Annotated in this window: 27 protein-coding genes; 2 read left to right on the top strand and 25 right to left on the bottom strand. The window is 63.7% G+C overall.

Features of this window, described 5'->3' with window-relative positions:
- The 13 genes from PHD22_RS11785 to hisB all read right to left on the bottom strand — a co-directional run.
- Positions 1 to 1,017 (bottom strand): endo alpha-1,4 polygalactosaminidase (locus PHD22_RS11785; RefSeq protein WP_299866854.1); only part of this gene is annotated, 1,017 nt, incomplete at its 3' end.
- Between the two features lie 109 nt (positions 1,018 to 1,126).
- Positions 1,127 to 1,987 (bottom strand): spherulation-specific family 4 protein, encoded by an 861-nt coding sequence (locus PHD22_RS11780; RefSeq protein ID WP_299866852.1) that lies wholly within the window; start codon positions 1,985 to 1,987, stop codon positions 1,127 to 1,129.
- Between the two features lie 89 nt (positions 1,988 to 2,076).
- Positions 2,077 to 2,745, bottom strand: a complete 669-nt coding sequence (locus tag PHD22_RS11775; protein WP_299866849.1) for a hypothetical protein — start codon at positions 2,743 to 2,745, stop codon at positions 2,077 to 2,079.
- 75 nt (positions 2,746 to 2,820) lie between these two features.
- A complete protein-coding gene (gene tatC / locus PHD22_RS11770; RefSeq protein ID WP_299866846.1) occupies positions 2,821 to 3,561 on the bottom strand; it encodes a twin-arginine translocase subunit TatC in 741 nt (246 codons plus the stop codon).
- On the bottom strand, positions 3,558 to 4,061 hold the full coding sequence (tatB, locus tag PHD22_RS11765) for a Sec-independent protein translocase protein TatB (RefSeq protein WP_299866843.1): 504 nt from the start codon (positions 4,059 to 4,061) through the stop codon (positions 3,558 to 3,560). Before tatB ends, tatC begins: the two co-directional genes overlap by 4 nt.
- A 135-nt stretch (positions 4,062 to 4,196) precedes the next feature.
- Positions 4,197 to 4,421: a Sec-independent protein translocase subunit TatA gene (tatA, locus tag PHD22_RS11760; RefSeq protein ID WP_299866841.1), complete on the bottom strand. Its 225-nt coding sequence runs from the start codon at positions 4,419 to 4,421 to the stop codon at positions 4,197 to 4,199.
- Between the two features lie 16 nt (positions 4,422 to 4,437).
- Positions 4,438 to 4,785 (bottom strand): histidine triad nucleotide-binding protein, encoded by a 348-nt coding sequence (locus PHD22_RS11755; protein ID WP_299866860.1) that lies wholly within the window; start codon positions 4,783 to 4,785, stop codon positions 4,438 to 4,440.
- 12 nt (positions 4,786 to 4,797) lie between these two features.
- Positions 4,798 to 5,124, bottom strand: coding sequence for a phosphoribosyl-ATP diphosphatase (locus PHD22_RS11750; RefSeq protein ID WP_299866838.1), 327 nt, complete (start codon positions 5,122 to 5,124; stop codon positions 4,798 to 4,800).
- Complete coding sequence (gene hisI / locus PHD22_RS11745) at positions 5,121 to 5,504, bottom strand: phosphoribosyl-AMP cyclohydrolase (protein WP_299866857.1); 384 nt, start codon at positions 5,502 to 5,504, stop codon at positions 5,121 to 5,123. Before hisI ends, PHD22_RS11750 begins: the two co-directional genes overlap by 4 nt.
- Positions 5,505 to 5,518: 14 nt before the next feature.
- On the bottom strand, positions 5,519 to 6,277 hold the full coding sequence (hisF, locus tag PHD22_RS11740) for an imidazole glycerol phosphate synthase subunit HisF (RefSeq protein ID WP_299866835.1): 759 nt from the start codon (positions 6,275 to 6,277) through the stop codon (positions 5,519 to 5,521).
- 3 nt (positions 6,278 to 6,280) lie between these two features.
- Positions 6,281 to 7,027 carry a 1-(5-phosphoribosyl)-5-[(5-phosphoribosylamino)methylideneamino]imidazole-4-carboxamide isomerase gene (gene hisA / locus PHD22_RS11735; RefSeq protein WP_299866832.1) on the bottom strand — a complete coding sequence of 249 codons (747 nt, stop codon included), beginning with the start codon at positions 7,025 to 7,027 and terminating at the stop codon, positions 6,281 to 6,283.
- A 51-nt stretch (positions 7,028 to 7,078) separates the two neighbouring features.
- Complete coding sequence (gene hisH / locus PHD22_RS11730) at positions 7,079 to 7,717, bottom strand: imidazole glycerol phosphate synthase subunit HisH (RefSeq protein ID WP_299866829.1); 639 nt, start codon at positions 7,715 to 7,717, stop codon at positions 7,079 to 7,081.
- Positions 7,714 to 8,301 (bottom strand): imidazoleglycerol-phosphate dehydratase HisB, encoded by a 588-nt coding sequence (hisB, locus tag PHD22_RS11725; RefSeq protein WP_299866826.1) that lies wholly within the window; start codon positions 8,299 to 8,301, stop codon positions 7,714 to 7,716. The genes hisH and hisB overlap by 4 nt, the downstream gene beginning before the upstream one ends.
- 107 nt (positions 8,302 to 8,408) lie before the next feature.
- Between hisB and hisC the strand changes: the two genes are divergently transcribed.
- Positions 8,409 to 9,500 (top strand): histidinol-phosphate transaminase, encoded by a 1,092-nt coding sequence (hisC, locus tag PHD22_RS11720; RefSeq protein ID WP_299866823.1) that lies wholly within the window; start codon positions 8,409 to 8,411, stop codon positions 9,498 to 9,500.
- 85 nt (positions 9,501 to 9,585) lie between these two features.
- Here hisC and hisD read toward each other — a convergent pair whose 3' ends face one another.
- Together hisD and hisG are read right to left on the bottom strand one after the other, a co-directional pair.
- The gene (gene hisD / locus PHD22_RS11715; protein WP_299866820.1) at positions 9,586 to 10,902 is read right to left on the bottom strand and encodes a histidinol dehydrogenase; all 1,317 of its coding nucleotides are present in this window, start codon (positions 10,900 to 10,902) and stop codon (positions 9,586 to 9,588) included.
- Positions 10,899 to 11,543 (bottom strand): ATP phosphoribosyltransferase, encoded by a 645-nt coding sequence (gene hisG / locus PHD22_RS11710; protein ID WP_299866817.1) that lies wholly within the window; start codon positions 11,541 to 11,543, stop codon positions 10,899 to 10,901. The genes hisD and hisG overlap by 4 nt, the downstream gene beginning before the upstream one ends.
- Before the next feature lie 173 nt (positions 11,544 to 11,716).
- Between hisG and rnk the strand changes: the two genes are divergently transcribed.
- On the top strand, positions 11,717 to 12,100 hold the full coding sequence (gene rnk / locus PHD22_RS11705) for a nucleoside diphosphate kinase regulator (protein WP_299866814.1): 384 nt from the start codon (positions 11,717 to 11,719) through the stop codon (positions 12,098 to 12,100).
- A gap of 31 nt (positions 12,101 to 12,131) precedes the next feature.
- Here the strand turns inward: rnk and murA are convergent, their stop codons facing one another.
- The 10 genes from murA to PHD22_RS11655 all read right to left on the bottom strand — a co-directional run.
- The gene (gene murA, locus PHD22_RS11700) at positions 12,132 to 13,382 is read right to left on the bottom strand and encodes a UDP-N-acetylglucosamine 1-carboxyvinyltransferase (protein ID WP_299866811.1); all 1,251 of its coding nucleotides are present in this window, start codon (positions 13,380 to 13,382) and stop codon (positions 12,132 to 12,134) included.
- 12 nt (positions 13,383 to 13,394) lie between these two features.
- Positions 13,395 to 13,649 (bottom strand): BolA/IbaG family iron-sulfur metabolism protein, encoded by a 255-nt coding sequence (locus PHD22_RS11695; protein ID WP_299866808.1) that lies wholly within the window; start codon positions 13,647 to 13,649, stop codon positions 13,395 to 13,397.
- Between the two features lie 11 nt (positions 13,650 to 13,660).
- On the bottom strand, positions 13,661 to 14,416 hold the full coding sequence (locus tag PHD22_RS11690; RefSeq protein WP_299866805.1) for an ABC transporter permease: 756 nt from the start codon (positions 14,414 to 14,416) through the stop codon (positions 13,661 to 13,663).
- Positions 14,417 to 14,424: 8 nt separating this feature from the next.
- Positions 14,425 to 15,327 (bottom strand): ABC transporter ATP-binding protein, encoded by a 903-nt coding sequence (locus tag PHD22_RS11685; protein ID WP_299866802.1) that lies wholly within the window; start codon positions 15,325 to 15,327, stop codon positions 14,425 to 14,427.
- Between the two features lie 21 nt (positions 15,328 to 15,348).
- Positions 15,349 to 15,633, bottom strand: a complete 285-nt coding sequence (locus PHD22_RS11680; protein ID WP_299866798.1) for an STAS domain-containing protein — start codon at positions 15,631 to 15,633, stop codon at positions 15,349 to 15,351.
- Positions 15,630 to 16,262 carry a phospholipid-binding protein MlaC gene (locus PHD22_RS11675; protein ID WP_299866796.1) on the bottom strand — a complete coding sequence of 211 codons (633 nt, stop codon included), beginning with the start codon at positions 16,260 to 16,262 and terminating at the stop codon, positions 15,630 to 15,632. Before PHD22_RS11675 ends, PHD22_RS11680 begins: the two co-directional genes overlap by 4 nt.
- Positions 16,259 to 17,068, bottom strand: a complete 810-nt coding sequence (locus PHD22_RS11670; protein ID WP_299866794.1) for a VacJ family lipoprotein — start codon at positions 17,066 to 17,068, stop codon at positions 16,259 to 16,261. Before PHD22_RS11670 ends, PHD22_RS11675 begins: the two co-directional genes overlap by 4 nt.
- An 81-nt stretch (positions 17,069 to 17,149) precedes the next feature.
- The gene (mlaD, locus tag PHD22_RS11665) at positions 17,150 to 17,626 is read right to left on the bottom strand and encodes an outer membrane lipid asymmetry maintenance protein MlaD (RefSeq protein ID WP_299866792.1); all 477 of its coding nucleotides are present in this window, start codon (positions 17,624 to 17,626) and stop codon (positions 17,150 to 17,152) included.
- Positions 17,626 to 18,408, bottom strand: a complete 783-nt coding sequence (gene mlaE, locus PHD22_RS11660; RefSeq protein WP_299866789.1) for a lipid asymmetry maintenance ABC transporter permease subunit MlaE — start codon at positions 18,406 to 18,408, stop codon at positions 17,626 to 17,628. The genes mlaD and mlaE overlap by 1 nt, the downstream gene beginning before the upstream one ends.
- The coding region (locus PHD22_RS11655; RefSeq protein WP_299866785.1) for an ABC transporter ATP-binding protein at positions 18,408 to 19,112 on the bottom strand (705 nt) is incomplete at its 5' end. The genes mlaE and PHD22_RS11655, both read right to left, overlap by 1 nt.

Genomic DNA, 19,112 nt, shown 5'->3' with positions numbered 1-19,112 from the left:
CACCACCCCCGCATACCGTCCGTCGGTACGGGCCGGCAGGGGGCCGTTCACATCCACGTAGTCAAGCACATAACCCAGGTGATTGAGAGGCATCTCCAGGAAACGATGGGGCGAGGAGACATTGACCCGGGCAGCTTCCTTGCCATTGTGGATCAGCAGGATGCGCCGGGGCAGGACCTCGATGCTGCCCACCCCCAGAGTCGCCAGATCCGGGTCGGCCACCCAGGGAATGAAGCCCTCGGCCAGGATCCTGCCGGCGGTTTCCCGGGCCAGGGCCCGGTCGTGGGGTGCCACGTAGTCGATGGCGATGGCGGGCAGGCCAAATTCGTCCCGCGCCTGGCGCAACTGGGTCCGCAACCACTCCCTGTCGGCCTCGGGCACCTGCCGGTAGCTCCGGCTCACCGGACTCCAGCCCTGATAAAGGGACTCGGCGGCAATGGCATGGATCTCCCCGCGCAGTTCAGGCAGGAACTCGAACCCCCGGTTGAGGATCAGGCGGATGCCCGGGAAGCGCTGGCGCAGATGGCGCAAAGTGCGGACGATGCCCGCCTGCTGGGCGGCCAGGTCGGCGCCGCTGGCGAGTCGATAGGAATCCATCGTGTCGATGAACAGCCCCCGGTAGCCCCTGGCCCACAAGGGGGCTACGACGGTCTCCGTGAAAAATTCGGTCCACTCGGGCCTGGCCTGATCGATCAGATGGGAGGACCAGGCCGTGTTCTCGCCAAGACGCCACCCGGCAGGCACCCGGCTGGCCCAGGCCCGGGAGGGATGGACTTCACCGAGGCTCACATAGGCAAAGAGCTCACTGGCCGCATCAGCGCCCGCCTCCGTGCGCTGGACGGCACGGTAGCTGGCGGGGTCAAAACCATGATCCGGGTCCACCACCGCGATATCGAAGGCCTTCAACTCGTCCAGAGGCGCGTCCTTGGCATAAATCAGCGCCACGCTGGGTAGCCCGGCCGCAAGCAGCCCCGAGCAGGCGAGCGCCAGGCATGCCAGCAGTGCGAGAAAACGCAAGACACCATGCCGCACCAACGAAATACGAAACATCACTCTATGAATTTGTTTGGTCCAGCAGCATTTTACTGGCCTGATCTGCCGGAGACACAGGAACTATGCAGGGTTCCTACGCAGGTCCGCCCTTCCGGCGGCTGGCCAGCCAGCCCACCACACCGGCGCACAGCAGGGAGAAGGAGCCCGGAGCGGGTACGGCCATGGCCGCCACCAGCGCCACTTCCCGCTGCCAGTAACGCGGCAGGACGTCATAGGGATTGGGCATCAGGTCGTCGGTAAGGTACAGCATGCCCAGGCCCCGTCGCCCGGCCTCCGCCACGAGCGCCTCCATCTGAGGCTCGGTGACCCCATGAACAATCTCGCCCAGACGCCCCTGCACGCCCTTGTCCGGCTCCGGAAAGCGCTGCCGTGCATGGGTTTCCCCATCCCCCTCGAAGTGCATCAGCACATCCACGACCGGCCGCTGAAGATAGGCCGGATCGGCCACCACACCGGGGTTGCCGATCACCAGCAGAGCCTGCTCGCGGGCCTTGATGTAGTCATACAGGCCTGCGTAGTAATCCAGGGCCTCCGGCCCGCTGGCCATCTCGTCGATGAAGAAGCCATCGACGGGATAACGCTGCAGATAAGCATCGATATCCTTCTTCAGGAGGGCCGCATCCCGCTTTCCCCAGGACGTGTGCAGATAGCCGAAGACCCGCCCGCCGGCGGCCCGCAAGGCCTGGACAGCCACCTGATAATTGGGGTCCACGCTCTTTCCCGGACCGCTGTCCACGTTCAGGATGACGTTGAGCCCCACCCGGGCTGCGGCCAGATTCAGCGCATTCCAGTGGGCCAGTCCCTCCCCTGCCGGGTAGAAGTAGGCTGGAACGATCAGCTCGACGCTGGCCCGCACAGGTGCGACGGACAACATACCCATGAGCATGCCGGCGAGGAGCCGGAACCACCGGCCATGAAGGAAAAAATGCCGCATGGAAACGTGCCGAAAGTCATTGACGGCATGCAATATACCCGAACACGGTACCCGGCGGAGATATCCGCATGACACGGAAAGGCCTGGACTCACCCCTGGAGCCAGCGCTCCAGCAGAGCCTCCCGGTGGGGCACCAGGGCAGGTACCGGCACATCCAGCACCGGCCCGGTCAGGGTATGGCCGGAACACGTCGCCTCGAGCATCACGGATGTCCCCGTAACCGCCACGGAAAGACTTTCCTGGGCGGCCTGAAGGCGGACACCCCGGTGCTCATCCCCTGGGAAAATGTGACCGTTGGTCAGATTCAGGCGTCCCTGGATCTGGGTGGGTTTGCCACTGGCCAGCAGCACACTCACGACGCAAGGCACAAGACGGTACTCGTTGATCAGGGCCAGGGCCTGACGGCGCAGATAGAGCGCAGCCTCCCCATCCTCGTGAGGCAGACGGGCCGCAACCTTGCGGGCCAATGCTGCGGCTTCCGCATCGGTCAGATGGGGCGCCACCGCCACGATGCGCCGGGGGTCGATGGCGGCGGGCGCGAGGTTGACTGCATCCAGGTGGTGATGGTGCGCCTTGAGGACGATCCCGCTTTTGCCGAGCTGCTTCCCGGAGATGACCGGCAAGCCCTGGATCACCGTGGGGCCAAGGGCCTGGGCCAGAGCCTTGCACAGCAGCTCCCGCTCAAGGGATGCGAGCGGCTCGGGAACCACCAGCTCCAGGTCAAAATGCAGTTTCAGGCGAACGTTTGCGGCAGTCATCGGAGGGAAGAACCCTGTGGGAGGCGTCACCCCTTATCGGGCTGGAAGGTCTGACCTTGAGCCCTGAACGCTGGTTTATTCTGTAATGGTCTCGGTGGGCCTGGCGGTGACGAAGCGGGCCAGGAAAATCCCCAGTTCATAAAGAAGGCACATGGGGATGGCCAGCATCAACTGGGAAACCACATCCGGCGGCGTCACCACTGCGGCAATCACGAAGGCCCCCACGATCACGTAAGGACGAGCCTCCTTGAGCTTGGCCACGTCCACGACGCCCAGCTTGGTGAGGACGATCACGAACACCGGCACCTCGAAGGTGATGCCGAAGGCCAGGAACATGGACATCACGAAGGACAGGTACTGCTCGATGTCCGGCGCCGGAGTGATGCTCTTGGGCGCAAACTGGGCGATGAAACTGAACACCGTGCCAAAAACGAAGAAGTAACAGAAGGCCATCCCCGCCAGAAACAGGAAGGTGCTGCCCACCACCAGGGGCAGCCCCAGCCGCTTTTCATGGGCATACAGACCTGGCGCGATGAAATGCCAGGCCTGATAGAGCACGAAAGGCAGGGCAATCACGAAGGCCACCAGCAGGGTGACCTTCATGGGCACGAAAAAGGGCGTCACGACACCGGTGGCAATCATCCGGGTGCCCTCAGGGAGGGCCCTCATCATCGGCTGGGCGAGGATGTCGTAGATATCGCCCGCCCAGGGCATGAGACAGACGAAAGCCACGACAATGGCCACCACCGCCCTCAGCAGGCGGTCACGCAGCTCAACGAGATGGGAGATGAAGGTATCTTCTTCCTGGGCACTCATGACTTCAGATTCCGCATTTCAGGGGGGAGTGCATCGCCGGTCGACGCGGACGGCGGACTCGCCGCCACGGGGGGCTCCGGAAAGACGAGGGGGCCCGCATGCCGCTCGGCGTCGGCCAGCTGGCGGTCCAGCGCTGCCGAGGCATCCGCCTCGCCCGGACTGGCCGCTGCTGTCGGACTGGCCCCGCCAGCCTTCAAGCTGCTCTCCAGATCCGCCACCGCCGAAGAGGCACTCTCCAGACTGGCGCTGACCCCCGCGACTTCGCTACGCACCGAAGACTCGAAGGCCATCGCCGACTGACGGGCCTCTTCCTGAAGCTTCTTGAGCTCCTCGAGCTGCATTTCGCGATTGATGTCGGACTTCACATCCGACACATAGCGTTGCAGGCGCCCCAGCAGATGGCCGGTGGTACGCGCCACCTTGGGCAGCCTCTCGGGGCCAAGCACCAGCAGGGCCACGACGCCGATGACCATGAGTTCCGAAAAACCGATGTCGAACATCCGATTCGCCTAGGAAAGGAGAGAAGCTGACGCAGGCCGCAGCCTGCGCATGAGAGTTGCCAAGCTGAATGGCAGCACAACAAAAAAGGGGCGACTCGATGCGCCCCTTCTACCGCGCCATACGCGGATCCGGGATCAGGACTTGTTCTTTTCCCGGGCCTCGGCGTCGACGGTCTGCCCATTGCCGCTGGCAATCTTCTGGCTGTCGGCGCTGCCGCCTTCGGCCTCTTTCATGCCATCCTTGAAGCCCTTGACCGCACCACCCAGATCCTGCCCGATGTTGCGGAGCTTCTTGGTACCAAACACGAGCATGACGATTACCAGAACAATCAGCCAGTGCCAAATGCTGAAGGAACCCATTGAAATCTCCTAGAAACTAGCGTTTAAGCATCGGCCCGACTGGCTCTTGCCCACCTACGACGTGCATGTGCACGTGCATGACTTCCTGACCGCCGATGCTGCCGGTGTTGATGATGGACCGGAACCCGTCGGGACTGCCTTGATCGACGGCAATCCGGTTGGCCACGACCAGCATCCGTCCGAGCACTTCGGTATCGTCTTCCGTGGCCTGGGCCAGGGAGGTGATGTGCTTTTTCGGGATGACCAGCACGTGCACCGGACGCTGGGGCTGGATATCCTTGAAGGCCAGCACCAGCTCATCCTCATGGACCTTTGCCGCGGGGAGCTCCCCCCGAACGATACGGCAGAACAGGCAATCCTGCATTTGCGTCATTCCTCAGCCTGCGGTGCGGGACTTCTTTTCGTCGATGCCGGAGACGCCTTCCCGACGACGGAATTCGGCCAGGACATCATCCACCGACAGCCCGAAATGATGGAGCAGCACCAGGGAATGGAACCATACATCGGTCACTTCCCAGACCACGTGGAGCAGATCCTTGTCCTTGGCGGCCATGATGGTCTCAGCGGTCTCTTCGGCCACCTTCTTGCAGATGGCATCCGTTCCCTTGTGGAACAGTCCCGCCACATAGGAGGACGCGGGATCCCCGCCCTTGCGGCTGGCAATGGTCTCGGAAACGCGGTGCAGCACTTCGATATCGATCATTTGTAGATTTCCTTCGGATCTTTGAGAACCGGGTCGACAGCCGTCCAGCGGCCGTCCGCGAAGTATTTCTGGAAAAAACAGGAGCGACGCCCGGTGTGGCAGGCAATGCCGCCCACCTGCTCGATCTTCAGAAGCACCACGTCGTTGTCGCAATCGATGCGGATCTCGCGGATTTTCTGGGTGTGGCCAGACTCCTCGCCCTTGTGCCACAGCTTGCCGCGGGATCGGGAGAAATATACGGCTTCCCCTGTTTCAGCCGTTCGAGCCAGCGCCTCGCGGTTCATCCAGGCAAACATCAGCACATCGCCGCTGACCGCATCCTGGGCAATCGCCGGCACCAGGCCGTCCTTGTCCCAGGCCACGTCATCCAGCCAGGCCACGCTGGCCGCGCCCGTCACAGGCGCACCTCGATTCCGCGGGCACGCATCAGCGCCTTTGCTTCCCGGACCGTGTGGTCACCGAAATGAAAGATGCTCGCCGCCAGCACCGCATCGGCCCGGCCGAGGGTCACACCGTCGGCCAGGTGCTCCAGGCTCCCCACCCCGCCACTGGCAATGACCGGAATGGCAACGGCGTCGGACACCGCCCGGGTCAGGCCCAGGTCGAAGCCGTTCTTGGTGCCGTCCCGATCCATGCTGGTGAGCAGGATCTCGCCGGCGCCCAGGGACGCCACCCGACACGCCCATTCGACCGCATCAAGGCCGGTACGGTTGCGCCCGCCATGGGTGAAGACCTCCCATTTGCCCGGGGCCACCTGTTTGGCATCGATGGCCACCACAATGCACTGGCTCCCCACCTTGCCGGAGGCCTCCGCCACCACCTGAGGGTTGTTGACCGCTGCGGTATTGATGCTGACCTTGTCGGCCCCTGCGTTGAGCAGCCGGCGGACGTCATCCACGGTACGGACGCCGCCACCGACGGTGAGGGGAATGAAAACCTGCTCGGCGACCTGCTCGACCACATGCAGGATGATGTTGCGATCATCGGAACTGGCGGTGATGTCCAGGAAGGTGATCTCGTCAGCGCCCTGCTCGTCATAGCGGCGGGCCACCTCGACCGGATCACCGGCATCCCGCAGCTCGACGAAATTGACGCCCTTGACGACGCGTCCGGCGCTGACATCGAGACACGGAATGATGCGCTTGGCCAGCATGAATCAGGACACCCCGTTGAGTTCGTCGGCCCGAGCCTGGGCGACACCGAAATCCAGGGTTCCCTCGTAGATCGCCCGGCCGGTGATCGCGCCGGTGATGCCTTCGGCCTCAACGGCACACAGGGCCTCCACATCGGCAACGGTGGCGATGCCGCCGCTGGCGATGACCGGGATGCGCAGGGCCTGGGCCAGCTTGACGGTAGCTTCGATATTGACGCCGGAGAGCATGCCATCCCGGCCGATGTCGGTGTAGATCACACCCTCGACACCGTAATCCTCGAATTTTCTGGCGAGGTCGACCACATCATGACCGGTCAGTTTGGACCAGCCATCCACGGCCACCTTGCCGTCCCTGGCATCCAGTCCGACGATGATGTGCCCCGGAAAGGCGCTGCACGCATCGTGAAGGAAGCCCGGATTCTTGACTGCGGCGGTGCCGATGATCACGTAGGTCAGGCCTGCATCCAGATAACGCTCGATGGTGTCCAGGTCACGAATGCCTCCGCCCAGCTGGACGGGGATCTCGTCACCGACTTCCTCGAGGATGGACTTGATGGCGGTCCCGTTCTTGGGCTTGCCGGCAAAGGCACCGTTGAGATCCACGAGGTGCAGACGCCGCGCACCCTGGTCGATCCAGTGTCGGGCCATCGCACCGGGGTCTTCGGAAAAGACCGTGGCAGCGTCCATCTCGCCTTGTTTCAGGCGCACGCAGTGACCGTCCTTGAGGTCGATAGCGGGAATCAGCAGCATAGGAGGGGGGGGGTGATGAGTTGATACGAAGGAGACAGGACGGAAAGGGGCTCAGGGCTTCCAGGACATGAAATTCGACATGAGTTGCAAGCCTGCCTGCGCGCTCTTTTCCGGATGGAATTGGACTGCGAAGATATTATCCTGCGCTACCGCCCCGGTAAAGGGGATGCCGTAGTCAGTGGTGGCCGCCACCAGGGCGGGATCGGCCGGATCCACGTAATAGCTGTGCACATAGTAGAAACGGGCGCCGTCCGGAATGTTGGCCCACAGGGGATGCGCCTGCTTCTGCCAGACCTCGTTCCAGCCCATGTGGGGCACCTTCAGGCGGGCGCCGTCGGCAGCGACCATGCGCTCGGAAGGGAAATGCCGGACCTCGCCCCTGAAGATGCCGAGGCCGGGCACATTGCCCTCCTCGCTGTGTTCGAACAACATCTGCTGGCCGATGCAGATCCCCAGAAAGGGCTTGCTGCGGGCGGCCTCGAGTACCGCCGGGCGCAGGCCCCGGGCATCCAGTTCGCGCATGCAGTCCGGCATGGCGCCCTGCCCCGGGAAGACCACCCGGTCGGCCGCCAGCACCTGGGCCGGATCGGCGGTAACCACCACCGTGGCACCATTGGCGACGTGCTCGATGGCCTTGTGCACCGAGCGCAGGTTACCCATCCCGTAATCGATGACCGCCACCTGGCTCATAGGGCCCCCTTGGTGGAAGGGATCACCCCAGCCTGGCGCGGATCCAGTGTCACGGCCATGCGCAGGGCCCGGCCAAAGGCCTTGAAGGCGGTCTCGCACTGGTGGTGGGCGTTGCGGCCCTTCAGGGTGTCGATGTGCAGGGACACCAGGGCGTGGTTGACGAATCCCTGGAAGAATTCGTAGACCAGCTGGGTATCGAGCGCACCGATCATGCCTGCCGTGAAGGGGATGTCGAACTCCAGGCCGGGACGGCCGGAGAGATCCACCACCACCCGGGACAGGGCTTCATCGAGGGGAACGTAGGCATGCCCGTAGCGGGTCAGGCCCTTCTTGTCGCCGACGGCCCTGGCAAAGGCCTGCCCCAGGGCGATGCCCACATCCTCAACGGTATGGTGGCCATCGATGTGCAGGTCGCCGGCGCATTCGATCTCAATGTCGAAGCAGCCGTGACGGGCGATCTGATCCAGCATGTGGTCGAAGAAACCGATGCCGGTGTTGAGCTGACTCTGGCCCGAGCCATCCAGGTTGATCTTGACCCGGATCCTGGTCTCGAGGGTGTCGCGAGAGATTTCGGCTTGCCGCATGACGCTGATTTTTCCGGAAAACGGTGATGACGAAGGAACAGATGGGGCCATGATAGCATCTAGCGTTTTTATCGTCCCTTGCGGCGCGCGCGCCGACATGACCTGCCATGAGCCGTTTCTGGAGCCCCGTCGTCCACGACCTGACGCCCTATGTTCCTGGCGAGCAGCCCAAGCTCGCCAACCTGGTCAAGCTCAACACCAACGAAAACCCCTACCCACCCAGCCCGCGGGTGCATGAGGCCATCCAGGCCGAACTGGGTAGCGACGCCGACCGCCTCAAGCTCTATCCGGATCCGACCGGCAGCCAGCTCAAGGCCTCGATCGCGCGCCATTTTGCCGTGCCGGCCGAATGGGTGTTCGTGGGCAACTCCTCCGACGAGGTCCTGGCCCATACCTTCCAGGCCCTGCTCAAGCATGACGCCCCCCTGCTTTTCCCGGACATCACCTACAGCTTCTACCCGGTGTATTGCGGACTTTACGGCATCGACTTCGAGACCGTTTCCCTGGATGGCGATTTTGCCATCCGCGTGGACGACTACCTGGAGCGGGGCACCGCCCGCGCAGGCGCCGTGATTTTCCCCAATCCCAATGCACCCACCGGACGCCTGCTGCCGTTGTCCGAAATCGAGCGTCTGGCCAGTGGCCTGCCGGACAGCCCCATCGTGATCGACGAAGCTTATGTGGATTTTGGCGGTCTGGAGACGATTCCTACCGCAGTGACGCTGATCAAGGACCACCCCAACCTGCTGGTCACCCAGACCCTGTCCAAGTCCCGCTCCCTGGCAGGCCTGCGGGTGGGTTTTGCCATCGGTCAGCCGGCACTCATCGAGGCCCTGAGCCGGGTCAAGGACAGCTTCAACTCCTACCCCCTTGACCGCCTGGCGCTCGCCGGGGCCAGTGCGGCGATGGATGACGAAGCCTGGTTCCACCAGACCCGGGGGCAGGTGATCGCCAGCCGGGAAGCCCTGACGGCCCGCCTGCAGGTCATGGGCTTCGAGGTCCTCCCCTCCGCCGCCAACTTCGTCTTTGCCCGTCATCCTGGCCACGACGCTGCGCAGCTGTCGGCGGCCCTGCGGGAGCGGAGCATCATCGTCCGCCACTTCAAGGCCCCCCGCATTGATCAGTTCCTGCGGATTACCGTCGGCACGGACGAACAGTGCGGCCTGCTGGTCACGGCCCTCGAAGCCATTCTGCGCTGAGGCTGGCGCCGGGCCGGAAACCCTCAGGCGGGATGAATCCCGCCTGACAAATACGCCTCCGGGACGCCCCTGCGCCCTTTGGGGCTCAGCCCTTCAGGCGCATTTCCGCCGAACGGGCATGGGCCTGGAGCCCCTCCCCATGCGCCAGCACCGAGGCAACCCGCCCCAGGGTCTGGGCGCCCTGCTCGGAGATATCGATCAGGCTGGTCCGCTTCTGGAAGTCATATACCCCCAGCGGGCTCGAGAACCGCGCACTGCGCATGGTCGGCAGGACGTGATTGGGGCCGGCGCAGTAGTCGCCCAGTGCCTCGACCGAATAGTGGCCGATGAAGATCGCACCGGCGTGACGGATCTCGTCCACCCACTGGTAGGGATCGGCCAGGGACAGCTCCAGGTGCTCCGGCGCGATCCGGTTGGCGATGGCGCAGGCCTCGGCCAGATCCTTCACCTGGATCAGCGCGCCGCGGTTCCTGAGGGACGTGGCGATGGTCGCCTGGCGGGGCATCTGGGTCAGCAGCCTGGCAATGCTCTCCTCCACCCGTGCAATGAACGCAGCGTCGGGACACAGCAGGATGGACTGCGCCAGCTCATCGTGCTCGGCCTGGGCGAACAGGTCCATCGCCACCCAGTCCGGATCACCGGAGCCGTCAGAGATGATCAGCACCTCGGAAGGTCCTGCCACCATGTCGATGCCCACAGTGCCGAAAACCCGGCGCTTGGCGCTGGCCACGTAGGCATTGCCGGGTCCGACGATCTTGTCTACCTGGGGCACCGTTTGCGTGCCATAGGCCAGGGCGGCCACCGCCTGGGCGCCACCGATGGTAAACACCCGGTCCACCCCGGTGATGGCCGCGGCTGCCAGCACCAGAGGGGTCTGTTCCCCCCCGGGAGTGGGCACCACCATGATGAGCTCAGCGACGCCAGCCACCTTGGCCGGGATCGCGTTCATCAGCACGGAGCTGGGGTAAGACGCCCGACCGCCCGGCACATACAGGCCGACCCGATCCAGCGGGGTGACCTTCTGCCCCAGGCGGGTACCGCTCATGCCCTTGGATTCGTCGGTGTAGCGCCAGGATTCGATGACCTGGCGCTGGTGATAACTGCGCACCCGCTCGGCAGCCATTTCCAGCGCGTCGCGCTGCTCCGTGCTCAGGCTGGCCAGGGCTGCGGTCAGCGCAGACCTGGGCAGTTCGAGCGCCGTCATGTCGGCAGCGTCCAGACGATCGAAACGGCGGGTGTACTCCACCACGGCCCTGTCACCCTCACGACGCACACGCTGGAGGATCTCGGCCACCGCGTTCTCGATGGCCGCATCGGCGCTGTCTTCGAAGGCCAGCAGCGCATCAAGGGTGGCGGCAAAGTCTTCCTGGGAGGACGAAAGACGGCGGATCTGGGCGCTCATGGCTTGACTGCTCCTGCAAAGGCCTCCAGCACCGGCTGGATCAGCTCGCGCTTGAGCTTGAGGGAGGCCTGGTTGACGACAAGTCGGGAACTGATGGGCATGATGTCTTCCACCTCCACTAGGTTGTTGGCCTTCAGGGTACCGCCGGTGGACACCAGGTCCACGATGGCATCGGCGAGACCCACCAGGGGGGCCAGCTCCATGGACCCGTAGAGCTTGATCAGGTCCACATGCATGCCCTTGGCGGCAAAGTGTTCCTTTGCTGCCTTGACATACTTGGTGGCAACCCGGATGCGGGCGCCCCGCTGGACCGCCGCGGCGTAATCAAAATCCTTGCGCACGGCCACACACAGCCGGCACTTGGCAATGTTCAGGTCGAGGGGCTGGTAGAGTCCAGCGCCGCCATGCTCGATCAGGGTGTCCTTGCCGGCGATGCCCATGTCGGCTGCGCCGTACTGCACGTAGGTGGGGGTATCGGTAGCGCGCACGATCACCAGCCGCACATCGGGACGGTTGGTTCCGATGATGAGCTTGCGCGAGCTTTCCGGGTTGTCGGTGGGCGTGATCCCCGCGGCGGCGAGCAGCGGCAGGGTCTCCTCGAAAATTCGGCCCTTCGAGAGGGCAAGCGTGATGCCGTTCAAGATCGTGATCTGTCTGCGAAAAAAATGATTTTAGCCGATCGCGGCGCGATCCGCCCTGTCTGCCCCCGGTCAGGTTTGTCCCGGAGCCCGGCTTCTGTTAGCCTCTGACCCATGGCTGGTCCGCAGGTTGCGGCTCGGCCATTTTTCTTTTGCTCAATCACGAGGATTCAGCCATGAAACCCGAAATCACCGTTTCGACACGGGACCTGGAGCGCCTGGAAGGCCTCCTCTCCAAGCCGCCCACCCGCAATCGCTCCGACCTGGACGGGCTGCGCGACGAGCTGGAACGCGCCAACGTCATCGACGCAGAAGCCATGCCAGCGGATGTGATCACCATGAACAGCTGCGCCCGTTTCCGCGAGGAGCACTCGGGCCGGGAGTACGCACTCACCCTGGCCTGGCCCCATGACGCCGATGCCAGCCAGGGACGCGTCTCGATATTTTCACCTGCCGGCAGCGCCCTGCTGGGACTCTCCGTCGGGCAGGTCATCGACTGGCAGACGCCGGAGGGCCACGCCATCCAGCTCCGCGTGCTGGCCGTGACCCCCGAGGCCTGAGCCTGTCTCCTACGACCACCGCCCTTGGGCTTCAGCGCAGGCGCTGAACCCTTGCACCAAGGGCGGTCAGCTTGTCTTCCAGGTTCTCGTAACCCCGGTCCAGGTGGTAGATCCGCTCAACGGTGGTCTCCCCTTCAGCCACCAGCCCGGCGATGATCAGACTGGCCGAAGCCCGCAGGTCGGTGGCCATCACAGTCGCCCCCTGCAGCCGTTCCACCCCCTTCACAAAGGCGGTATTGCCATCGATCTTGATGTCGGCGCCCAGACGCTGGAGCTCCACCGCGTGCATGAAGCGGTTTTCGAAAATGGTCTCACGGATCACGGCCGTCCCTTCGGCGACGGCATTGATCGCCATGAACTGGGCCTGCATGTCGGTCGGAAAAGCAGGATAAGGGGCGGTACGCAGGCTCACTGCAGCCAGGCGGGCAGGAGCCCGGAGGCGGATCGCATCCCGTTCGGCGAAAATTTCACAGCCCGCATCCATGAGCTTGTCCACCACCGCATCCAGATAGCTGGCGGAGGTGTTGGTCAGGCGCACTTCACCGCCGCTCGCCGCAGCGGCGCACAGATAGGTGCCGGTTTCAATGCGGTCAGGCATCACCCGGTGAGTGGCCCCGTGGAGGGCGGACACCCCCTGGATGCGGATCACATCACCACCAGCACCAGAAATACGGGCCCCCATGGCCACCAGGCAGTTGGCCAGATCCACCACCTCGGGCTCCCGGGCGGCATTCTCGATGACGGTTTCCCCATCGGCCAGACAGGCCGCCATCATCAGGTTCTCGGTGCCGGTCACGGTGACCATGTCGGTGAAGATGCGGGCCCCCCTGAGCCTGGAGACCACCGCATGGACATAACCATGCTCTACCTTCACATCGGCGCCCATGGCCTGCAGCCCCTTGATGTGCTGGTCCACCGGGCGGGCACCGATGGCACACCCCCCGGGCAGGCTCACGCGGGCCTCCCCGAAGCGGGCGACCAGGGGGCCCAGCACCAGGATGGATGCGCGCATGGTCTTGACCATCTCGTAGGAAGCCATCGGGTTGTTCACCCCGGAAGCATCCAGGGTCACGGCATCCCCATCCCGACTGACCTTGACCCCCATCTGCTCCAGCAGGCGCAACAAGGTCGCAATGTCGTTGAGTCGGGGAACGTTGGTGAAGGTGACCGGCTCGGTGGTCAGCAGGGCTGCGCAGAGAATGGGCAGTGCGGCGTTCTTGGCGCCGGAAATGGCGATCTCGCCGGAGAGGCGGACACCGCCTGCGATCAACAATTTATCCATGCACAAGGGCGATCAGCCCAGTTCCTTCTGGAGTTCGGCCCACTGGGTGGGGGTGTAGGTGGACAGCTGGAGGGCGTGAATTTCGTTGCCCATGAGCGCACCAAGGGTGGCGTAAACCGCCTGATGCTGACGCACCCGCGGCTTGCCCTCGAAGGCGGAGCTCACCACGATGCCGGAAAAATGGGTGCCATCATCGCCCTCGATATGGAGGAACTGGCAGTCGAGGCCCACCGCAATCAGGCGCTCGATTTCGCTTGCTTCAAACATCTCTATATCCCTTAAGCCCGCAGCTTGTAACCCCTGCCCAACATCTGCAGGGTGATCAGCGCAAGTGTGACAAAACAGACCGTTACCACTCCGATGCTGGTCCACGGGGAGACGTCGGAAACCCCGAAGAAGCCATAACGGAAACCATCAATCATGAAGAAAAACGGGTTGAAATGCGACACCCCCTGCCAGAAAACCGGCAGGGAATGAATCGAATAAAACACCCCTGACAGCATCGTGAGGGGCATGATCAGGAAGTTCTGGAAGGCTGCCAGCTGGTCGAACTTGTCGGCCCAGATCCCCGCGATGACCCCCAGGCTTGCCAGAAAGGCCCCGCCCAGCAGCGTAAAGGCAATGATCCAGCCAGGCTCGGCAAAAGGCAGCGCGGCAAAGGGCTGCGCGGCCAGCAGCACCCCCACCCCGCACAGGCCGCCCCGGAGCACGGCCGCCAGCACGTAGGCGGCGTAGAACTCCCGATAGGAAATCGGCGGCAGCAACACGAACACGATGTTGCCGGTGATTTTGCTCTGGATCAGGGATGACGAACTGTTGGCAAAGGCATTCTGCAGCACGGTCATCATCACCAGGCCCGGCACCAGAAAGGCCGTGTAACTGACCCCCGGAAAGGGCTGGACATGATCCTCCAGCACATGGCCGAAAATCAGCAGATACAGCACGGCCGTGAGCACCGGGGACAGGACGGTCTGAAAGCCCACCTTCCAGAAACGCAGGCACTCCTTGTAAAGCAGGGTCTTGAAGCCTTCCATGGATTTCCTCAGTTCTGGTTCATGATGCCGACGAAGACCTGCTCCATGTCGGGCTTGCCGAGGGCCATGTCGACTACCTGCCCCCCCGCCGAGCGGACTCCTGCGAGCAGGTCGGCCACTTCGTCGAAGCTCTCGAAACCCAGGGTCAGGGCCTTGCCCTCCATCGCCAGCACCTTGGCGGCGAGCGCCGGCGGCAGGGTGACCGTCCCGGCCAGGCTCACCCGCAGGGTGTGACTGGCAAAACGCTGGAGCAGATTCGCCGTGGTATCCAGAGCCACCACCTTGCCGGCCTTGAGCATGGCGATCCGCCCGCACAGGGTTTCGGCCTCTTCCAGGTAGTGCGTGGTCAGCACGATGGTGTGGCCATCCTGATTGAGCTTGCGGATGAACTGCCAGAGCCCCTGACGCAACTCCACGTCCACACCTGCCGTGGGCTCATCCAGCACGATCACCGGCGGCCGGTGCACCAGCGCCTGGGCCACCAGGGCCCGGCGCTTCATGCCGCCGGACAGCATGCGCATGTTGGCGGCGGCCTTGCTGGTGAGGTCCAGGTGGTGCAGGATCTCGTCAATCCAGTCGTCGTTGTTGCGGATCCCGAAATAACCCGACTGGAGGCGCAGCATCTCGCGCACCGAAAAGAAGGGATCGAAGACCAGCTCCTGGGGCACCACGCCCAGGGCCAGACGGGCCTGGCGGTACGCCTTCACCACATCGTGCCCCATGACCTCAAGGGTACCGGAGTCGGGACGGGCCAGCCCGGCCAGGGAGGAAATGAGGGTGGTCTTGCCGGCACCGTTGGGACCGAGCAGGCCAAAGAATTCACCCTGAGCCACTTCCAGATCCACGCCGGCCAGGGCCTGCAGGGAACGGAAACGCTTGGTGACACCGGCGATGCGGATGGCAGGAATCATGGGGCGGACAGGACGGCGGGCTCAGGAAGCCAGCGGAAGAAGGGTGTCGACGTCGTAAAGGGATGCGAGACTCACGAGGGCGGCGGGCGCCCCCTGAAAACGGATCTGGCGCCCGGCGGCGCGGGCCGCCCGCGTCCAGCCAAGCAGCAAGGCCAGCGCGGCTGAATCCACCTGGGTGACCCCTGAAAGATCCAGTACCGTATCGTTGGCCGTCACCTGCCGGCCCCCCTCCTCCACCATGGAGGCAACGGTCGCAAGCGTGACCGGCCCGGAAAGGCTCAACCGGGCGCCCTCGATACGCATCATTTCCGGGCGGAGACCGTGGCTTCGAGATGCTTGTTCTTGTCCTTGAGGGACTTGATCAGGCCATCGACACCGCCAGCCCGTATTTCCTGTCCGAAGGAGTCACGATAGTTGGTGACGAGGCTCACTCCAGCCACCAGCACATCGTAGACCTTCCAGCCATCCACCTTACGGTCCAGGGCGTAGTCGATCTGCACCGGCTTGGCGCCGGGCTGGCGCACTTCGGTACGGACAATCACGTCCGAATCTTCAGGCCGGGCCTTGAGCGGCTTGAAATCGATCACCTGATTGCGGTACTGGGTCAGGGCGTTGGAATAGGTACGCACCAGCAGGGTCTTGAACTCCTGGGTCAGAGCGGCCTTCTGCTCCGGCGTGGCCTGCCGCCAGTCCTTGCCCACGGCCAGGCGGGTCATGTGGGCAAAATCGAAATAGGGCAGGACCTTGGTCTCCACCAGCTCGACCGCCTTCCGGGTGTCGCCGGACTGGATGGCCTTGTCCTGACGCACGATGGTGATCACATCGTCCGTCACGCTCTTGACCAGCGCGTCCGGCGCAATCGTGCTGGCAAGGGCTGCGCACTGGAGTCCAAAGCCAAGGGTCAGGGCTGCCAGCAGGGTACGTATGGTTTTCATTCCTGGTTCTCTGGGTTGGGGGCGGAAGAAACGGCAATGAGCGGCTCGGCAGGGGCCCCGGCGAGCGGAGAGGCAGGCCCTTCGATGTGGGCCTCTTCATCCTCCTCGTCCTCCGGGTCCTTCAATCGGGGAGGATTGCCGTCGTGAATCTGGTTGAGGCGGTACTGTATGTAAAAACTGCGCAGGTAAGCGTATTTGTCCAGGGCGGCCTGCTCGGCAGCGGTCTCGGCCCCCAGCAGGGTATGGCGCTTGTGCACGAAGCGCAGGCCGGTAAGGGAGTTGCGGGTGGCCACCTCCTCCACCTGCCAGACCGGATCAACCGTCAGATCACCGACCAGGCCAAGCGTGTCACGCAGGTTGCTCGCGCCCAGGAAAGGCAGGACCAGATACGGACCATCGCCGACCCCCCACCAGCCCAGGGTCTGACCCAGATCTTCCTCGTGCTTCTCGAGACCCAACTCGGTGGCGATATCGAAGAGCCCGAGCATGCCTACCGTCGTGTTGACCAGGACGCGGCCCGCATCGGAGAGGCCTTCGGACAGCTTGCCCTGGAGCAGGTTGTTGAACCCTGTCCAGACATCCCCGATATTACCGAAGAAGTTGCCGACCCCCACCTTGACCGGAAGGGGCGCCACCCTGTCGTAGGCCTCGGCCACCGGACGCATCACGTACTGGTCAGCCTTTTCGTTGAAGGCAAAGGTGGCCCGGTTGAGGGGCTCGAGGGGATCCTTCGGATGCCCCCCGGTACTGGCACAGGCGCTCAGGCCGAGGGCCAGCGCCAGGGCTGCGAGGCTCCGGGATGTCATGGACAATCTGCTGTTCTGGCTGCTGCTTTTCATTTTGCCTGGCTCCGCTCCGGGGAGCGGCCTTGTTTGTGTGAGGCGCGGTTACTTCGCCGGCTCGGCATCCCCTTCGGCCGCCTTGTTGAACATGAACTGGCTGATCAGTTTTTCCAGCACGACGGCTGACTGGGTCTTCTTGATGAGGGCTCCGGGCTTGAGGTTCTCTTCCTCGCCACCGGGATCGAGCCCGAGGTACTGCTCGCCCAGCAGGCCGGAGGTCAGGATATTGGCGAAGGTATCCGTCGGGAAGGTGTAACGGCCATCGACGCTGAAGACCACCTCGGCCTGGTAGCGTTCATTGTCGTAGCGGATTTCGGTCACGCGTCCCACCAGCACGCCTGCACTCTTGACCGGGGCCCGCACCTTCAGACCACCGATGTTGTCAAAATGGGCCCGCAGGGTATAGGGCGACTGGATCTCGGATCCTGAAATGCTGCCGACCTTGAGGGCGAGGAACAGCAGCGCGGCAATCCCCATCGCCACAAAAACCCCGACCCACAGATCGAGCGTCGTTCGACTCATCATAGACCTCGGAACATGAAGGATGTCATTACAAAATCAAGGGCCAGAATGGCCAGAGCCGAACTCACCACGGTACGGGTGATGGCCCGGGACACGCCCTCGGCAGTGGGCACGCAGTCGTAACCCTCGAACACGGCGATCAGCGCCACCGCCACCCCGAACACACAGCTTTTGATCACGCCGTTGACCACGTCGTAGCGAAAATCCACCGCTGCCTGCATCTGGGACCAGAAAGCACCATCGTCCACACCGATGAAGACCACACCGATCAGCCAGCCACCAAAGATCCCCATCATGGAAAACAGGGCCGTCAGGATCGGCATGGAGACAACCCCACCCCAGAAACGGGGGGCGACCACCCGGGCGATGGGACTCACCGCCATCATGTCCATGGCCTTGAGCTGCTCGGTGACCTTCATCAGGCCGATCTCGGCGGTCACGGCCGAACCGGCCCGGCTGGCAAACAGCAGGCCTGCCACCACCGGCCCCAGTTCCCGGAGCAGGGACAGGGCCACCATCGTACCCATCGCCTCGCTGGAACCATAGCGCTGGAGAATTTCGTAGCCCTGCAGACCAAGCACCAGCCCGACGAAGAGGCCGGACACCAGGATGATCAGCAGGGACATCACCCCGCTGAAATACAGCTCACGCATCGTGAGATGCAGACGGGTGAAGGACTGCCCTGAGTAACGCAGGATCAGCCAGAAAAAACGGGCAATGAAACCCAGCTGCCAGACCCCGTTGATGGCCAGCGAACCCAGCCTGCGGAACAGGTTTCCCATCAGCCCTTCCCTCCCATCAGGGCGGCCGCGTAGTCCCCTGCCGGATAATGGAACGGCACCGGCCCATCGGCTTCAGCATGGACAAACTGATGCACGAAGGGGTCCTCCGTATGCCGGATCTCGTCGGGCGTTCCTTCCGCTACCACCTTGCCTTCGGAAATGAAGTAGATGTAGTCCACGATCTGCAGGGACTCCTGAATGTCATGAGTCACGATGACCGAACTGGCTCCCAGGGCGTCATTGAGGCGGCGGATCAGCTGGCCGATGACCCCCAGGGAAATCGGGTCGAGGCCGGTGAAGGGCTCGTCGTACATCAGCAGCATCGGATCCAGCGCAATGGTGCGGGCCAGGGCGACCCGCCGGGCCATCCCGCCGGAAAGCTCTCCGGGCATCAGCCTCGCCGCCCCGCGGAGCCCCACCGCGTGGAGCTTCATCAGGACGAGATCGTTGATGAGCTCGGCCGGCAGATCGGTGTGCTCGCGCAGGGGGAAGGCCACGTTATCGAACACCGACATGTCGGTGAACAAGGCGCCAAACTGGAACAGCATGCCGATGCGCCGGCGCAGGGCATACAGCGCCTCGCGCTGCAGCTCCGCCACATCCTGACCCTCCACGAGCACCCGCCCGGAAACGGCCCTTTCCTGCCCACCAATCAGGCGCAGCAGGGTGGTCTTGCCACAGCCGCTCCCCCCCATGATGGCAAC

This window comes from Zoogloea sp. (genome assembly GCF_028693495.1).
Taxonomy (GTDB): Bacteria; Pseudomonadota; Gammaproteobacteria; order Burkholderiales; family Rhodocyclaceae; genus Zoogloea.
Note: the sequence above shows the minus strand (reverse complement) of the source record. Positions and strands in the feature narration are given on the sequence as shown.

Excerpts from the sequence above, each read along its gene's own strand:
- PHD22_RS11680 (WP_299866798.1), bottom strand. The coding sequence starts at position 15,633 with ATGATGCGTATCGAGGGCGCCCGGTTGAGCCTTTCCGGGCCGGTCACG.
- PHD22_RS11670 (WP_299866794.1), bottom strand. The coding sequence starts at position 17,068 with ATGACATCCCGGAGCCTCGCAGCCCTGGCGCTGGCCCTCGGCCTGAGC.
- PHD22_RS11755 (WP_299866860.1), bottom strand. The coding sequence starts at position 4,785 with ATGCAGGATTGCCTGTTCTGCCGTATCGTTCGGGGGGAGCTCCCCGCG.
- mlaD (WP_299866792.1), bottom strand. The coding sequence starts at position 17,626 with ATGAGTCGAACGACGCTCGATCTGTGGGTCGGGGTTTTTGTGGCGATG.
- hisF (WP_299866835.1), bottom strand. The coding sequence starts at position 6,277 with ATGCTGGCCAAGCGCATCATTCCGTGTCTCGATGTCAGCGCCGGACGC.
- rnk (WP_299866814.1), top strand. The coding sequence starts at position 11,717 with ATGAAACCCGAAATCACCGTTTCGACACGGGACCTGGAGCGCCTGGAA.
- PHD22_RS11695 (WP_299866808.1), bottom strand. The coding sequence starts at position 13,649 with ATGTTTGAAGCAAGCGAAATCGAGCGCCTGATTGCGGTGGGCCTCGAC.
- tatA (WP_299866841.1), bottom strand. The coding sequence starts at position 4,421 with ATGGGTTCCTTCAGCATTTGGCACTGGCTGATTGTTCTGGTAATCGTC.
- hisA (WP_299866832.1), bottom strand. The coding sequence starts at position 7,027 with ATGCTGCTGATTCCCGCTATCGACCTCAAGGACGGTCACTGCGTGCGC.
- PHD22_RS11750 (WP_299866838.1), bottom strand. The coding sequence starts at position 5,124 with ATGATCGATATCGAAGTGCTGCACCGCGTTTCCGAGACCATTGCCAGC.
- hisH (WP_299866829.1), bottom strand. The coding sequence starts at position 7,717 with ATGAGCCAGGTGGCGGTCATCGATTACGGGATGGGTAACCTGCGCTCG.
- hisC (WP_299866823.1), top strand. The coding sequence starts at position 8,409 with ATGAGCCGTTTCTGGAGCCCCGTCGTCCACGACCTGACGCCCTATGTT.
- PHD22_RS11780 (WP_299866852.1), bottom strand. The coding sequence starts at position 1,987 with ATGCGGCATTTTTTCCTTCATGGCCGGTGGTTCCGGCTCCTCGCCGGC.
- murA (WP_299866811.1), bottom strand. The coding sequence starts at position 13,382 with ATGGATAAATTGTTGATCGCAGGCGGTGTCCGCCTCTCCGGCGAGATC.
- PHD22_RS11775 (WP_299866849.1), bottom strand. The coding sequence starts at position 2,745 with ATGACTGCCGCAAACGTTCGCCTGAAACTGCATTTTGACCTGGAGCTG.
- mlaE (WP_299866789.1), bottom strand. The coding sequence starts at position 18,408 with ATGGGAAACCTGTTCCGCAGGCTGGGTTCGCTGGCCATCAACGGGGTC.
- PHD22_RS11690 (WP_299866805.1), bottom strand. The coding sequence starts at position 14,416 with ATGGAAGGCTTCAAGACCCTGCTTTACAAGGAGTGCCTGCGTTTCTGG.
- hisB (WP_299866826.1), bottom strand. The coding sequence starts at position 8,301 with ATGCGGCAAGCCGAAATCTCTCGCGACACCCTCGAGACCAGGATCCGG.
- hisD (WP_299866820.1), bottom strand. The coding sequence starts at position 10,902 with ATGAGCGCCCAGATCCGCCGTCTTTCGTCCTCCCAGGAAGACTTTGCC.
- PHD22_RS11675 (WP_299866796.1), bottom strand. The coding sequence starts at position 16,262 with ATGAAAACCATACGTACCCTGCTGGCAGCCCTGACCCTTGGCTTTGGA.
- tatB (WP_299866843.1), bottom strand. The coding sequence starts at position 4,061 with ATGTTCGACATCGGTTTTTCGGAACTCATGGTCATCGGCGTCGTGGCC.
- tatC (WP_299866846.1), bottom strand. The coding sequence starts at position 3,561 with ATGAGTGCCCAGGAAGAAGATACCTTCATCTCCCATCTCGTTGAGCTG.
- PHD22_RS11685 (WP_299866802.1), bottom strand. The coding sequence starts at position 15,327 with ATGATTCCTGCCATCCGCATCGCCGGTGTCACCAAGCGTTTCCGTTCC.